Origin of the sequence: Actinoplanes sp. NPDC051859 (assembly GCF_044452725.1) — a bacterium.
Classification (GTDB): domain Bacteria; phylum Actinomycetota; class Actinomycetes; order Mycobacteriales; family Micromonosporaceae; genus Actinoplanes.
Window position 1 is genome coordinate 243,492 of the sequence record NZ_JBITBX010000003.1, and the last position, 14,992, is coordinate 258,483.

The 14,992-nt window shown below is 69.6% G+C and carries 12 protein-coding genes; 7 read left to right on the top strand and 5 right to left on the bottom strand.

Going from position 1 to position 14,992, the window contains the following annotated elements; genetic code table 11:
• Window positions 1-102: 102 nt before the first annotated feature.
• Both ACIA1L_RS09090 and ACIA1L_RS09095 read right to left on the bottom strand, forming a co-directional pair.
• A complete protein-coding gene (locus tag ACIA1L_RS09090; RefSeq protein WP_396072455.1) occupies window positions 103-441 on the bottom strand; it encodes a chorismate mutase in 339 nt (112 codons plus the stop codon).
• Between the two features lie 356 nt (window positions 442-797).
• The gene (locus ACIA1L_RS09095) at window positions 798-2,657 is read right to left on the bottom strand and encodes a bifunctional metallophosphatase/5'-nucleotidase (protein WP_396072047.1); all 1,860 of its coding nucleotides are present in this window, start codon (window positions 2,655-2,657) and stop codon (window positions 798-800) included.
• A gap of 194 nt (window positions 2,658-2,851) precedes the next feature.
• Between ACIA1L_RS09095 and pcrA the strand changes: the two genes are divergently transcribed.
• From pcrA to ACIA1L_RS09110, 3 genes are all read left to right on the top strand, one after another.
• Entirely contained in the window at window positions 2,852-5,278 is a 2,427-nt protein-coding gene (gene pcrA / locus ACIA1L_RS09100) for a DNA helicase PcrA (RefSeq protein ID WP_396072048.1), read from the top strand.
• Window positions 5,279-5,393: 115 nt separating this feature from the next.
• Window positions 5,394-5,606 (top strand): hypothetical protein, encoded by a 213-nt coding sequence (locus ACIA1L_RS09105; protein ID WP_396072049.1) that lies wholly within the window; start codon window positions 5,394-5,396, stop codon window positions 5,604-5,606.
• 108 nt (window positions 5,607-5,714) lie between these two features.
• Window positions 5,715-6,350, top strand: coding sequence for a hypothetical protein (locus ACIA1L_RS09110; RefSeq protein ID WP_396072050.1), 636 nt, complete (start codon window positions 5,715-5,717; stop codon window positions 6,348-6,350).
• Between the two features lie 129 nt (window positions 6,351-6,479).
• Here ACIA1L_RS09110 and ACIA1L_RS09115 read toward each other — a convergent pair whose 3' ends face one another.
• Window positions 6,480-7,013: a M23 family metallopeptidase gene (locus tag ACIA1L_RS09115; protein WP_396072051.1), complete on the bottom strand. Its 534-nt coding sequence runs from the start codon at window positions 7,011-7,013 to the stop codon at window positions 6,480-6,482.
• A gap of 679 nt (window positions 7,014-7,692) precedes the next feature.
• Window positions 7,693-8,427 (bottom strand): M23 family metallopeptidase, encoded by a 735-nt coding sequence (locus ACIA1L_RS09120; RefSeq protein WP_396072052.1) that lies wholly within the window; start codon window positions 8,425-8,427, stop codon window positions 7,693-7,695.
• A gap of 417 nt (window positions 8,428-8,844) precedes the next feature.
• Between ACIA1L_RS09120 and ACIA1L_RS09125 the strand changes: the two genes are divergently transcribed.
• The 4 genes from ACIA1L_RS09125 (at window position 8,845) to ACIA1L_RS09140 (ending at window position 14,534) form a co-directional block, all read left to right on the top strand.
• Window positions 8,845-9,249 (top strand): cobalamin B12-binding domain-containing protein, encoded by a 405-nt coding sequence (locus ACIA1L_RS09125; protein WP_396072053.1) that lies wholly within the window; start codon window positions 8,845-8,847, stop codon window positions 9,247-9,249.
• A gap of 1,235 nt (window positions 9,250-10,484) precedes the next feature.
• Window positions 10,485-11,663, top strand: coding sequence for an ADP-forming succinate--CoA ligase subunit beta (gene sucC, locus ACIA1L_RS09130; protein ID WP_396072054.1), 1,179 nt, complete (start codon window positions 10,485-10,487; stop codon window positions 11,661-11,663).
• Between the two features lie 4 nt (window positions 11,664-11,667).
• Window positions 11,668-12,549: a succinate--CoA ligase subunit alpha gene (sucD, locus tag ACIA1L_RS09135; protein ID WP_396072055.1), complete on the top strand. Its 882-nt coding sequence runs from the start codon at window positions 11,668-11,670 to the stop codon at window positions 12,547-12,549.
• 668 nt (window positions 12,550-13,217) lie between these two features.
• Window positions 13,218-14,534 (top strand): DUF6350 family protein, encoded by a 1,317-nt coding sequence (locus ACIA1L_RS09140; RefSeq protein ID WP_396072456.1) that lies wholly within the window; start codon window positions 13,218-13,220, stop codon window positions 14,532-14,534.
• A 106-nt stretch (window positions 14,535-14,640) separates the two neighbouring features.
• On the opposite strand, the gene ACIA1L_RS09145 is transcribed toward ACIA1L_RS09140, so the two are convergent.
• Complete coding sequence (locus ACIA1L_RS09145) at window positions 14,641-14,907, bottom strand: DUF4190 domain-containing protein (RefSeq protein WP_396072056.1); 267 nt, start codon at window positions 14,905-14,907, stop codon at window positions 14,641-14,643.
• Window positions 14,908-14,992: the final 85 nt, after the last annotated feature.

Genomic DNA, 14,992 nt, shown 5'->3' on the forward strand with positions numbered 1-14,992 from the left:
CCTGCCACCTGCGTGAGCGGCTGAGCTCGACCCGAAGATCAACCCCCGTTGGACCGCCCGCTTCGGCCTCTTCTTACCGTGCGGGCCGCTTGGACCGGTTCTTCAGAGCGGGCCGCGGCCGGCGCGGAGCAGGAGCAGGGCGACCTGGGTGCCGTCGGGGCCGAGGGCTTCGCGGAAGCGTTCGACGATCTCGCGTTCGCGGGAGAGGACGAGGCGGGTGCCGCCGGAGGCCATCCGGGTGCGGCCGACCTGCTGGGAGAGGTTCGAGCGTTCCAGCCAGAGGTCGATGATCGCTTGGTCGATCGCGTCGATGCGCTCGCGGATCGCGTGGATCTCGTCGGCCGCGAGCACGTCGCTGGTGCCGGTCGTGGGGGAGGCCGGCGCGGCGCTCGTGGGGGAGGCATGCGCGGCGCCGACGCCGGTCGCGTGGGCGGCGGGCAGGTCCGTCACGCTGGAAGCGGCGGCGGCGGGCTGGGCGATCAGGTCTGCGGTCATGTCCTGCTCCTCGGGTGGTGGGGGCGACCCAGTCCGGGCAGCAGCAAGCCCCGGGCTGGGAAGCCCGGGGCTTGGTGTAGGCCTGTCGTTCAGACGCGTCCTACGGTCGCCGGACCTCCGGTGCCGTAGGCAAAATACGAAACGCGCTGAATCACGAAGCGAGTATGCCCCGGGCTCGGGCCGCCTCGCAAGGAAACGGCCCGAACCGTGGGACGACACACCGGCGGAAAATTCAACCGACCTGCGTGCCTCGCACAGAGATCGGGCTCAGCCGACCTGGGTGCTGCGTACTGGGATCGGGCTCAGCCGACCTTGGTGATGCGGTTGGCCGGACCCGGGGCGACCGGCGTGCCGGCGCTCAGGTAGCCGATCAGGGCGTCGATGTCGAAGCCCTGCGCGGTGGTCCGGTTGGTGCCCTTGGCCAGGTTGGTGAAGCCGTCCCCGCCGTTGGCGAGGAAGTCGTTCGTGGTCACCCGGTAGCTGGCGGCCGGGTCGATCGCCGTGCCGTTCAGCTTCAGGTCGGTGACCTTCGCGCCGGCGGCCGCGGTGCTGTTCCAGGAGTAGGTCACGCCGGCCGACACCTGCAGGATGCGCTGGGTGGTCTGCCCGCCGAAGCCGACGAACTGCTGCTCCAGCACGTCCTTGATCTGCGCGCCGGTCAGAGTCTGGGTCACCACGAGGTTGTTGAACGGCTGGACGGTGAACGCCTCGCCGTACGTGATCTTGCCGTCCGGCTCGCCGCCCGCGGAGGCTTCGGCGTCGAAGTCGGCGCGGATGCCGCCCGGGTTCATCAGCGCGAGCTGCGCGCCGTCGTTCTTCGTCCAGGCGAGCTGACCGTCCGCGATGACGTCACCCATCGGCGACTCGCCGTTGGCGCCGGCCAGCCGGACGATGTCACCGGTGATCTCGCCGACGACCTTGTTGGCGATCGGCGCGACGGCCGTACGGTACTTGTCCGCGACCTTCTTGGCCTTGGGGTCGACCGTGTCGGGGTTCTTCAGGAAGGCGCCGGTGACCGGGTCCTTCTTCCACCCGCCGGCACCGTCCGAGACACCGTTCTCGACGACGACGTTCTTGGCGGTGATCTCGGCGAACCGGCCGGTGCGCCGGTCGATGGTGTAGTCGATGTCCGTGACGACCTGGCCGTTGGTGCCGGCGCTGGTCACCACGGAGGTGCTCTTCGCGTTGGGCAGCGTGCACGAGTAGAACTTGTGCGTGTGGCCGGAGACCACCAGGCTGAACTCGGGGTTCAGGCCCTTGACGATGTCGACCAGCGGGCCGTTGAAGTTGTTGCAGTCCGAGACGCCCGGCACCGGGGTCTGCTCGGAGGCGTTCTGCGTGCCGCCCTGGTGCACGAGCAGGACCTGCGCCTTGATGCCGAACAGCTTGAGCAGGCTGCCCCACTTGTTGGCGGTCTTGATCTCGTTGGTGAACGTGACGTTCTTGATGCCGGCCGGGTTCACGATGCCCGGGGTGCCCTCCAGGGTGAGGCCGACGAAGCCGACCGGCTGGCCCTGGACGAAGCGGATGTCGATCGGCGGCAGGATCGGCAGGCCGGTCTTCTTGTTGATCGTGTTCGCGGCGAGGTAGGTGAACTTCGCGCCGCGGAAACCGTCGCCGTCCTGGCAGCCGTCGGTCGGGTGGCAGCCACCGCGCTGCAGGCGCAGCAGCTCGGCCACGCCCTCGTCGAACTCGTGGTTGCCGACCGAGGAGACCTGCAGGCCGATCTCGTTCATCAGCTCGATGGTCGGCTCGTCGTGGAACGCGGCGCTGACCAGCGGCGAGCCACCGACCAGGTCACCGGCGCCGACGGTCAGCGTCTGCCGACCGTCCTTGGCGGCCTCAGCGCGCAGCTTCTTCAGGTAGGTCGCGAGGTACTCGACACCGCCCGCGGGGGTGCCGTTGACGACCGCGCCGGAACCGCTGGGCGGGTCGATGGCGCCGTGGAAGTCGTTGTAGCTGAGGAACTGACCCTTGACGGTCTTTCCGTACGGCAGCCCGTAGTTGTGGCTGATCGGCGCCAGGCCGGCCTGCGACGCGGTGGCGGGCGCGGGGGCGTCCTCGGAACGCGCCAACGGCAGGGTGGCGACGACAGCCAGTGCGAGGGCCGGTACGGCGAGATTGCGCAGCACAGCCCAGCCACGGCGGCGGGGGTGGTTCATATGTGGGTTCTCCCGGTCGGGTTATCGGTCAACCTCGACAGCCTGGTGTATCGACGCTGGTCAGCGCTACCACTTCTGGATGACAGGTTGGTTTCGAGGATCGTGCAAGCAGTCTTTTCGTGGTGATTCGGCCCGCGAACTCCCCTCGGGCCCCGCAAAGATTGTCGGACCCCGGGCATAGACTTGTCCGCGCGATGCGAGCCCTCCCCGAAAACACCCAGCCCCTGTTCGCGATCCCCGCGGTCAAGACTCCCCCGGCCGTCGACCCGCCGCGGCGGCCGCCGGCGCCGCGCTTCAACCCGGAAGAGCTGCTGGACGGCCTCAACGGGCCGCAGCGTGACGCCGTCACCCACTCCGGGTCGCCGCTGCTCATCGTCGCCGGCGCCGGGTCGGGCAAGACCCGGGTGTTGACCCACCGCATCGCCTATCTGCTCGGCGAGCGGCACGTGCACCCCGGCGAGATCATCGCGATCACCTTCACCAACAAGGCCGCGGGCGAGATGAAGGAACGCGTCGCCGCGATCGTCGGCAACCGGGCCCGGTTGATGTGGGTGTCGACCTTCCACTCGGCCTGCGTCCGCATCTTGCGCGCCGAACACGAGCACGCCGGGCTCAAGAGCACCTTCTCGATCTACGACGCCGACGACTCCCGACGCCTCATGCAGCTTGTCGCCCGGGAGCTCGACCTCGATCCGAAGCGCTACACCGCCCGGGGCCTCGCCGCCCAGGTGTCCAACCTGAAGAACGAGTTGGTCGACCCGGCCGCGTTCAAAGAGAAGGCCAAGGGGCCGAACGAGCGGGCCGTCGCCGAGGCGTACGAGCTGTATCAGCGGCGCCTGCTCGAAGCCCACGCGCTCGACTTCGACGACATCATCATGGCAACCGTGCACCTGTTGCAGTCGCACCCGCACGTCGCCGAGGCCTACCGCCGCCGCTTCCGGCACGTCCTCGTCGACGAATACCAGGACACCAACCACGCCCAGTACATGCTGGTCAAGGAGCTGGTCGGCACCGGCGGCGGGGAGATCCCCCCGGCCGAGCTGTGCGTGGTCGGCGACGCGGACCAGTCGATCTATGCCTTCCGGGGCGCGACCATCCGCAACATTCTCGAGTTCGAACGTGACTATCCGGACGCGCGCACGATCCTGCTGGAGCAGAACTACCGCTCCACCCAGACCATCCTGTCCGCGGCCAACGCCGTCATCGACCGCAACACCAGCCGCAAACCCAAGCGGCTGTGGAGCGATCAGGGCGCCGGCGAGCAGATCGTCGGCTACGTCGCGGACACCGAACACGCCGAGGCCGACTGGGTCGCCCGCGAAATCGACCGGCTCGGCGACCGGCACGAAGTTCGCCCGGGAGACGTTGCGGTCTTTTACCGTACGAATGCGCAGTCCCGGGTTTTCGAAGAGGTCTTCATCCGCGTCGGCCTGCCCTACAAGGTCGTCGGTGGCGTCCGCTTCTACGAGCGCAAGGAGGTCCGTGACGCGCTCGCCTACCTGCGCTCGGTGGTCAACGACGACGACACGGTGAGCATCCGCCGCGTCCTCAACACCCCGAAGCGTGGCATCGGCGACCGCGCGGAGGCCTGTATCGAAGCACTGTCCACCCGGGACCGCATCTCCTTCGGTCAGGCGCTGCGGCACGCGAAGGATGCCCCGGGAATCTCCACCCGGGCAGCCAACAGCATCACCGACTTCGTGCGGCTCCTCGACGATTTGCGGGAGTTGTCGCAGACGGCCCCGCCCGAAGAGGTGCTGGAATCGGCCCTGCAGCGCTCCGGCCTGCTGTCCGAACTGGAGGAAAGCCTCGACCCGCAGGACCAGGGTCGCGTCGAAAACCTGCAGGAGCTGGTCAGCGTCGCCCGCGAATACACCGAACGCGTCGAAGCGCAGGCCGAAGAGGACGCCCCCCAGGCCGCCACCCTGGCCGGCTTCCTCGAGCAGGTCGCCCTCGTCGCCGACGCCGACCAGATCCCCAGCGACGACCCCGACCACCAGGGTGTCGTCACCCTGATGACCCTGCACACCGCCAAGGGGCTCGAATTCCCGGTGGTCTTCCTGACCGGCCTCGAAGACGGCGTCTTCCCGCACATGCGCGCCCTCGGTGACAACACCGAGCTGGAAGAAGAACGGCGCCTCGCCTACGTCGGCATCACCCGAGCCCGCCAGCGGCTCTACCTGTCCCGCGCCGTGACCCGTTCAGCCTGGGGCCAGCCGCAATACAACCCGCCGTCCCGCTTCACCGACGAGCTCCCCGCCGAACTGGTGCGGTGGGAACGGACCGGCGGTTCCTACACGTCCTGGTCCGGCACGGGCGGCGGCGTGGGCGGCCGAGGCGGCGACCGCGACTACGGTCGAGGCGGTGGCTTCGCCGGCGGCACCCCCAAGGCGCAACGCCTCGCCGAGCGCATCGGCGTCGACGCCAGCAAACTGACCACCGCCAGTGAGCTGAAACAGCCCCCCAAGGTCGCCGCCGGCGACCGCATCAACCACCAGCGCTACGGCCTCGGCCGGGTCGTGACCGTCGAAGGCCAAGGCCCGGGCGCCCGCGCCCAAATCGACTTCGGCGACCAGGTGATGTGGCTGATCCTGCGCCACGCCCCCATCGAAAAGCTGTAGCCCTGGCCCAGGGCCCTGAGGCTCAGGCCAGGAGGACGTGTAGGTTCTTGTCGGTTCTGGCGGCGGTAACGCCTGCTGAACTGGGGTTTCTCGGTCGCCCGGTTTCGCACTGAACATGGCGAATTCCTCGACGAAGGTCGCCCTGCTGCACGTGGCGGAACCCCGCGCGCACCACCGGGTCGACGAATCCGCCAGATGCGATGCGGACTTACCCACCGACCGGACCCGCTGGCTCTCCTTCGGGCTCGTCATCGTCTCTGAACACCACAAGGCGCGGTACGGCGCGGAGTGCACGAAGTGGGCTCAGCGCCAGGCGCCCACGCTGTAGCCGTGAACGGGAACGGGAACGGGAACGATCGTGCTGCCCGCGAAGCAGCCGGGGTGCCTGGTGGGAATGCGGGTGCCGCTGCCGTCTGGCATCGGATTGACTGACCACGTGATCAAGCTGCAGGCCGGGATTGAAGTGCCGATGTTCGATGAGGGTCCGGCGCCGTGGCCGGTCGCGGCTGCCGCGCCCGGCTCGTGGTTGGTTCTCGACGCTGGGTGCACTGCTGATCAGGTGGGTCTGTTCGTGGCGGCCCTCGCCGCGCGGATTGATGTTGCGTCGCCGGGCAGTCGTGATGAGGTTGTGGACGCGCTGCTGGCAGAGGAGTTTCTCATCGTTGCTGGCGGTCTGCGGCTGAGTGACACGGAAGCCGGAACGGTCGTCGTGCCGGGCTGTTGTTGTGGCCTGGAGGACTGGCGGGAATGGATCCGGGTCCGCACCGACTGCTCGCCGTGGCTGGGACATGATCCCGGCCCGGAGGTCGAGGTCATCGGCCTGGATCTGCGGGTGTGGCAGGACGGCGGGCCGAATCGTGAGCGTGGCCGGTGGGCCGAGCAACGAGTCGACCTTCCCCGCCGTGAGCTCCCGGAGCTCCTGCTCGGCGTCCAGCGGGACTTGGTTGGCTTCTTGAACGGTCTGGCCCAGTGGGCTGAGCAGACTGGGATCGGCCCGCGAGGGGCAGAACTGGTGGCGATGATCGACCAGAACTTCGCTGTCACCGCGCCGCTGGAGTTGCCGGCCAGCTGACCGGGCGGCAATCTGATGTCGGCGTCCAAGACTGGCGACAGCCGGCTTCGGCGTGGCGGCCGGAACCAGGAGTCGAAATGGTGAAAGAGGTTCCGGCTTGTTCCTGCGACTAGGCAGGATCCCCACTTCTCATGAGGGCTGCAGGCCGCAGCCGGCGATGTCCACGCCGTGGTCGTGCATCCACCGGGTGGGTTCGATCGGGTTCTGGTAGGTGCCCTGGTGCACCTCGAAGTGCAGGTGCGGCCCCGTCGAGTGGCCCGTGGACCCTTCCCGGCCGATCTCGACGCCAGCCTCGACCGTCTGCCCGGCGACGGCGGTGATCGCCGACATGTGGCCGTAGTGGGTGAGGTAGCCGTTGCCGTGGTCGATCAGGACCGCGAGGCCGTACCCGTCGGCGGGACCGGCCGAGACCACCACGCCGGCGCCGGCCGCGACGATCGGGGTGCCGGACGGGGCGGCCAAGTCGACGCCGGCGTGCATGCGGCCCCAACGCTGGCCGTAACAAGAGGTCACCGCGCCCTCGGGCATCGGGTGCACCCATTCCGGCAGCGGTTTGGTCTTGCGCTGCGGCGCGACAAACGGTTGCCCGTCTGGGGAGACGTCAGTGGTCGCGGCCATAGCGGCGCTGGCCGCCGGCTTCGCCAACGGAGCCTGCGACGGCAAGGAAACCTGCGCCGACGACGGAGTCGGCAGGGGAGCCGGAACGATCGGCGCAGCCACCTGGCTGTTAGCTCGCGCAACCGCACTGGCCGGCGCGGTGCCATCACTAGCCGCGGCAACGCCGGCAACGCTCACTCCGGCAACGAGGGCCGCGGCCACTGCGTACCGGCCCTTCTCGGCGATAGGTTCGCGCGGTGCCCGGTGACTGTGCAGCGGAATGGTCCTGCGGTGCCGGCCTCCGGCGTTCCGTGGGGCTCGATGCTGCACGGTGGGCTGCTCCTTGCGGGTTCCGGTTCGGTCCGACACCTGCCTGTCGGCACCGCTCCGGCCCGTCCTGAGTCACCACACCCACCTGCTACCGCCCCGGTTGCTGCCCGGTTGCCACACCCCTCACGGACTGCTCGCGACACGGAAACGGTCCGCCAGGAACGCATGCAGACCCGTCCAGCGCCGGGGAGGGAGCTGCGGATCTGATCATGGATCGGGGAGCGTGCGGCGCAGCGGACCTGCGGCAATCCGCCGGTTACGGATAGCCGGGCGGCTTTGTCCAGCTCTTCAGGTCCAGACGGCCAAGGGCCAGCTCTTCAGGTCCAGACGGCCAAGCGGGGATCCGGGGGCGGCGAGCGCGGTCCGGGTGGCGTGGGGACGGGTTGGCCCGGCAGGAGGGGAGAGCGGGAGCAGCCTAGGAGGCTGCGAGCGACCCCATCACCGATTCGATCTTGAGCTTGATGTCGACGCCGTGCGACCGGAGGAACACGATCGGGTCGGTCGGGGAACCGTCGACGTGCACTTCGAGGTGGAGGTGGGTGCCGTACGAGTAGCCGGTATTTCCCACCTCGCCGATGATCTGTCCGGCCTTCACCTGGTCGCCGGCCTGCACCAGCAGCCGCCGCGAGTGGGCGTAGATCGTTTCGGTGCCGTCGTCGTGCTTGATGGTGATCGCGTAGCCGTAGCCGCCGCTGTAGCCGGCCGAGGTCACCGTGCCGCCGTGGACCGCCTTGTAGGGGGTGCCTTCCGGTGCGGCGAGGTCGATGCCGGCGTGCAGCTTGCCGAAGCGGACGCCGTAGGGGGCGGTGAACTCGTAGTCCTCGAGGGGCAGGAGCCAGGCCTGGGCGGCGGCTTCCGCTTCGCTCACCTTGGGGTCCGCGGTGGTGCGCTCCTCGCCGCGGGAAGCGGCGGCGACGTCTATGGAGCGTTCGGCGAGGGCGTCCTGGGTGGTGGCGGCCTCTTCGAGGTTCTGCAGCACCGTGGGGTTGACGGCCTTGGCGTCGGGGAGCTGGGAGGCCGCCCCGAGGGCGACGACTCCGGCGCCGACGAAGGCCGAGGTGACCACCGCGGCGTAGCGGCTGCGCGGGGGGGTCGGGACGCGGCGACGGCCGCGATAGCGGTCGGGCTCAGACGACAAGCGCTGACGCACGAACAACCCTCCGAAGGTGGCGTTAAAAGCGGCATCCACCGGAAAGGAACAACTGCTGAACGGTGGTTTGCCGGGCCGCCGGTCCGGGGTTAACCGGTTGACAGCCGGGAGCCACGGTAACCAAACGCAACGCCAGTCACAAGTCGCAGCGCCAATTCTCTGACACTTCCGTCGAAGCATTCGTTGGTGAATGTCCGAGTTGGTGAGCTTTTCTGAGGAGGGGAAGTGTTGGCTCTCCGTAACTGCTCGTATGGCAGATAGTAATGTGACGTGGAATACGGGGCATGGTGCTTGCACCCGAGGTCCGGCTCCCTCTGGCGCTGGCCGGTAGTACGGAGCGGCGGCTACCAGGGTTCAACGGCGTGGGGTTAACCTTCGTTAAGGTCGGACTCGTACGCGCGCCGAAGGGGTCGCAACATGCAAGCACGGATCAGGGTCGTGGTCGCCAAGCCGGGACTCGACGGGCATGACCGGGGTGCCAAGGTGGTCGCCCGCGCCCTGCGTGACGCGGGTATGGAGGTGGTCTACACCGGGCTGCACCAGACGCCCGAGCAGATCGTCGAGACGGCCGTTCAGGAAGACGCCGACGCCATCGGCCTGTCGGTTCTCTCCGGTGCGCACATGACGCAGTTCCGCCGGGTCATGGAACTACTCACCGAGCGCGACGCGCGCGACATCGTCGTATTCGGCGGCGGCATCATTCCGCCGGAGGACATCGCCGAGTTGCAGAAAATCGGCGTTGCGCACATTTTCACGCCAGGCGCCACAACGGTATCCATCATCGAATGGGTACGCGCCAATGTGGCGTCACCCGTTTCTTGACGGATAATCACCGAATAACTGCAAAGAGTTAAGGGGAGAGGCCGGACGCACCCCTCACACGTCCGGCCTCTCATGCACGATGCCCCGCCGCCACCCCTCGACCGACAGGGCATCGGCCGCTTTCGTCGTCGCTCAGCGCTCCGACACCACACTCAACGACGCCTCCGGGGTCGGGTTACGCAGTCGTTTTCAAGATCTTTTCTATAAGTACGCGGGTCCCCGCCCACAACCGCAAGCACCGTGGCCGGACCGCCTCCGGCGGCTGTCGCGCCCAGGCCGTCGCCCCTCCCAGCCATCCCCACCCGCCGGCCGAGAGCATCCGCCCGGTAGGCGGACGGGCAAAGAACCCCGTCTTGCGGGAGCAAGTAAGTCGGCGGGAGCAGGTAATCCGGTTGGCAGCCGGGCGGCAGCGGGCAGGGCGGGCCGACAGCGGGCGGCCTGGAGAGCGAGCGGCCGGTGAGAGCGGTGGCTCGGCGCTGGCGACCAAAGCGGCAGTGACAGCTGAGTCGGCAGTGACAGCTGAGTCGGTAGTGGTGAGCAGGTCAGCGGCCGGGAATGGGCCGGAGTGTGAGCAGGTCAGCGGCGGGGAGTGGGCCGGGGTGGTGAGCAGGTGAGCGGCGGGGAACAGGCCGGAGTGTGAGCAGGTCGGCGGCGGGGAGTGGGCCGGGGTGGTGAGCAGGTGAGCGGCGGGGAACAGGCCGGAGTGTGAGCAGGTCGGCGGCGGGGAGTGGGCCGGGGCGGTGAGCAGGTCAGCGGCGGGGAGTGGGCCGGAGTGTGAGCAGGTCAGCGGCCGGGAACAGGCCGGAGTGTGAGCAGGTCAGCGGCGAGGAATAGGCCAGCAAGGCGGCGCAGGCGCCGCTCGGAGACCTGCTGTCGGGTGCAGTGGGCCGGAGCGGGCGGATGGCCTGGAGGGTCGACGGCCTGGGCGCGATAGCCGCCGGAGGCGGTCCGGCCCCGGTGTCTGCGGTTGCTGAGCCGCCAGCCGCGTACTGAAGAAGCAAGGGTTTGATCGAAGGGGATCTGAGAAGGTTCAAAGGAGTGTTACCCCGCACACCGTGGCCCCGCGGGGGTGGTGGGGGAGGCGGGGTGGCTAGGCTGCGAAACGTGGCCCCGGGAACACGGCGGGGCTGACATTTTCCTCACGCTGGCGGCGACGCAACGACGCGCCGCGTACACAGGTCGGGACGCGGGCACGCGGCTTGCCGCGCGCGGTCGTCGCGAGCGAAAGGAGAGACGTGGACCTGTTCGAGTATCAGGGGCGCGACCTGTTCGAACGGCACGGGCTGCCCGTGCTGGGCGGCGGTGTCGCCGAGACCCCGCAGGAGGCTCGCGCGATCGCCGAGCGGCTGGGCGGCAAGGTTGTCGTCAAGGCCCAGGTCAAGGTCGGCGGCCGCGGTAAGGCCGGCGGCGTGAAGCTGGCGACGGACGCGAACGAGGCCGAGGCGCGGGCGACCGACATCCTCGGGATGGACATCAAGGGACACACCGTCCACAAGGTGATGCTCGCGGAGACCGCGGACATCAAGGAGGAGTACTACTTCTCCTACCTGCTGGACCGGGCCAACCGGACCTTCCTGTGCATCGCCAGCGTTGCGGGCGGCATGGAGATCGAGACGGTCGCCGAGGAGGACCCGGAGCGGGTCGCCAAGATCGCGATCGACGCCAACAAGGGCGTGGACGAGGCCAAGGCGCGCGAGATCGTCGCCGCTGCCAAGTTCCCGGCCGAGGTGGCCGAGCACGTCGTCGACATCGCCGTGAAGCTGTGGCAGGCGTTCGTCGCCGAGGACGCCACGCTGGTCGAGGTCAACCCGCTCGCCAAGGTCGGCGACGGTCGGGTGCTGTGCCTGGACGCCAAGATCACGCTGGACGAGAACGCCGGCTTCCGGCACCCCGACCACGAGGCGCTGGTGGACCAGTCCGCGGTGGACCCGCTGGAGCAGGCCGCCAAGGCGAAGAACCTGAACTACGTGAAGCTCGACGGCGAGGTCGGCATCATCGGCAACGGCGCGGGCCTGGTCATGTCGACGCTCGACGTGGTCGCCTACGCCGGTGAGAAGCACGGTGGCGTCAAGCCGGCCAACTTCCTCGACATCGGCGGCGGCGCCAGCGCCCAGGTGATGGCGAACGGCCTGGAGATCGTCCTGGGCGACCCGGCCGTCAAGGCCGTGTTCGTCAACGTCTTCGGTGGCATCACCGCGTGCGACGAGGTCGCCAACGGCATCATCCAGGCGCTCGCCCTGCTCGGTGAGCGCGGCGAGGCCGTCACCAAGCCGCTCGTGGTCCGCCTCGACGGCAACAACGCCGAGGCCGGCCGGGCGATCCTGGACTCGGCGAACAACCCGCTGGTGCAGCGGGTGGACACGATGGACGGTGCGGCCGAGCGCGCCGCCGAGCTCGCGTTTGCGGGGAAGTGACGACATGGCTATCTGGCTCACCAAGGACTCCAAGGTCATCGTCCAGGGCATGACCGGCTCGGAGGGTTCGAAGCACACCCGCCGGATGCTCGCCGCGGGCACCAACGTGGTCGGCGGCGTGAACCCGCGCAAGGCCGGCACGACCGTCGACTTCGACGGCACCTCGCTGCCCGTCTTCGCCAGCGTCGCCGAGGCCATGAAGGAGACCGGCGCCGACGCGACGGTCATCTTCGTGCCGCCGGCGCACACCAAGGCCGCCGTCATCGAGGCGATCGACGCTGAGATCCCGCTCGCCGTGGTGATCACCGAGGGCGTGCCGGTGCAGGACTCGGCCGCGTTCTGGGCGTACAACATCGCCCAAGGCGAGAAGACCCGGATCATCGGGCCGAACTGCCCCGGCATCGCGTCGCCGGGTGCGTCGAACGCGGGCATCATCCCCGCCGACATCACCCCGGCCGGCCGGATCGGCCTGGTCTCGAAGAGCGGCACGCTGACCTACCAGCTCATGTACGAGCTGCGGGACTTCGGCTTCTCCACCTGTGTCGGCATCGGCGGCGACCCGATCATCGGCACCACGCACATCGACGCCCTCAAGGCGTTCCAGGACGACCCCGACACCGACGCGATCGTGATGATCGGTGAGATCGGCGGCGACGCCGAGGAGCGGGCCGCCGAGTTCATCAAGGCCAACGTGACCAAGCCGGTCGTCGGCTACATCGCCGGCTTCACCGCGCCCCCCGGCAAGACCATGGGGCACGCGGGCGCGATCATCTCCGGCTCGGCCGGCACCGCCGACGCCAAGAAGGAGGCCCTCGAGGCCGCCGGTGTCAAGGTCGGCAAGACCCCGAGCGAGACCGCCCGGCTCATGCGCGAGGTCATGAGCTGATTTTGGTACGCCCGCAGGCGCGCCGTCGCCCGGACCTTCGCGGTCCGGACGGCGGCGCGCCCGTGTTTCTGCCCGCAGATCCCGTCCGTCTTGCCCGGTTAGGCCGGGTCCGCGCCGGCAGTGGATCAGCTCGATCCGGCGCGTCGTCGCCTCTGCGTCGCCGCGGGCGGTCCGGCGTGGAAAAGTAGTCGGCGATGCCGATCACACCCGACCGTCCCGACGGTCGATCCGCCGGCTCGGGGGACCCGGACAAGGCCACCGATGCCACGGCCGACGCTGCCCGCGACCCCGCACTCCCGTCCAACGCTGCACGCCCCTCCGAGGGAGGGCGTTCCGCCGAGACTGCGCGCTCGTCGGGAAGCGGGCGCGTCGCCGAGTCTGCGCACTCGGGCGAGTCTGGGCGTGCTGTCGGCCGTGGGCGGGCCGCCGGACCTGATCTCGGCGATGATCTCGACATTCTCCGGGACACCGGGGCGGCGAATGTCCGCCCGGCGGTGCCGGATCAGGCCACGGTCCAGCTGGGTTTCACGCCCGGCCGCCAGGGGAGCGAGTCTGCTGCCCGCGCGCAGCGGAAAGCCGCCGGCCGTGAGTCTGCTGCCCGCGCGCAGCGGAAAGCCGCCGGCCGTGAGTCTGCTGGCGGCGGTGACGGGGAGCAGGACCACGCGACCGTGGCGGTCGATGTGGGGGACCGGCCGACCGTGCTGGTGGACACCGGCAAGCATCCGACCGTCAAGCTGCCCGGCCAGCGCCGGCCCGTCGATGGCAAGGGGCGGGCGCCGCTGGCGGTGGCTGCCGCGTTCGCGACGGTGTGGGCGGCGCTGATTTCATATCTGCCGGTTGCCCTGATCATCGGGCTGGCGCGCAGTCTGGAGGGGCAGGGTGGCGTGGGCGCCGCCGCGCATGCCGGGCTGGCCGGTTGGCTGCTCGGGCACGGCGTACCCATCGGGACGTCGATCGGGCCCCTGGGGCTTGCGCCGCTGCTGCTGACCCTGCTGGCCGGCTGGCGACTCAACCGGGCCGGGCTGCACGTCACGCGGGCAATCGGAGCCCGGCGGAGCGGCTCTGCGCGGGCTGCGTTGCTGGTGGCGGGTGCGATTGGCGCCGCGTACGGAATCCTCGGGCTGTTGGCGGCGCTCGTCGTCGACGGTCGCGGCACGGACGTCTCGCCCGGGCGCGCCGCGTTCCATCTTTTCGTTGCCGGCCTGGTGTGCTCGCTGGTGGGGGCGTTGCGTGGCACGGACGCGCTGGTCGTGATCGCCCGGCGGATGCCGCCGCCGCTCCGGCACGGCCTGCGCACCGGCGTCGTGGCGGCGCTGCTGATCTTGGCTGCCGGGGCCGCGTTCGCCGGGCTGTCGATTGCGATCGGCGGGGGGCAGGCCGCCGACATGATCGGCGCTTTCCGCACCGGCGTCGCCGGGCAGACCGGCATCACCCTGGTGAGCCTCGGGTACGGGGCCAACGGCGCAGTGTGGGCCGCGGCTTACCTGCTCGGGCCCGGGTTCCTGCTGGGCACCGACTCGTCCGTCCGGCTGACCGAGCTGACCGTCGGCCCGCTGCCCACCCTGCCGCTGCTGGCCGGGCTGCCCAACGGCCCGATGGGCGCGAGTGGCGCTGCCCTGCTGGCCGTGCCGGTGTTGGCCGCGATGGCGGCGGGCTGGCTGCTGACCCGGCGGCTGATGGGCATTCACCACGTGGTGGCCGGGCACCTGCGCGACAACCGCCACGCCGTACGGCCGGGTGAGGCGCTGCCTGCGGAGCCTGCCTGGTCGATGGTGCTGGGTTCGGCGCTGCTGGCCGGTCCGGTGGCGGGTGTGCTGCTGGGCTTGCTGGCCTGGTTGTCCGGTGGGTCGCTCGGCAACGGCCGGCTGGCGGACATCGGCCCGGTGCCGTGGCACGTGGCGCTGATCGCGACCGCGGTCGTGGGTGTGTCGAGCTGCATCGGCGCGGCGGCCGGGCGGGCATTCCGCGCGCCGGTCCACAAGTAGGCGCGTTGGGCCGGCAGGAGGCGTGCCGGTTCGCAATGAAGGCTCGCCCGCCGAGCAAAACGGGCGCCCGGCCGAAGCCGTGGCGCCCGTTCGCGGAGTGCGGTGCTTACCGCGCGGTGGTGGAGAAGTTGAACCAGCCGGCCGCGTAGCCCACGATGTTGATCACCAGGAGCAGGGCGGAGAGGCCGAAGCCCACGTACGCCAGGGTGGGCTGCTTGTTGACCTTCTTGGCCTCCAGCAGGCTCAGCACCGCGAAGACGACGCCGAGCGGCATGCAGCAGAAGGCGAACACGATGCCCAGGACACCCCAGAGGGTGGTCTTGTCGTTGGCCGGCGCGGGCGGCTGCTGTCCGTAGTAGGGCGGGGGGGTCATGGCGAATCCTCCAGGTAACTCCCGCCCGCAGGCGGTGATGTGCCAACCGTTGCGCTCACGTGCTATTACGCGAGCGGCCCGCAGC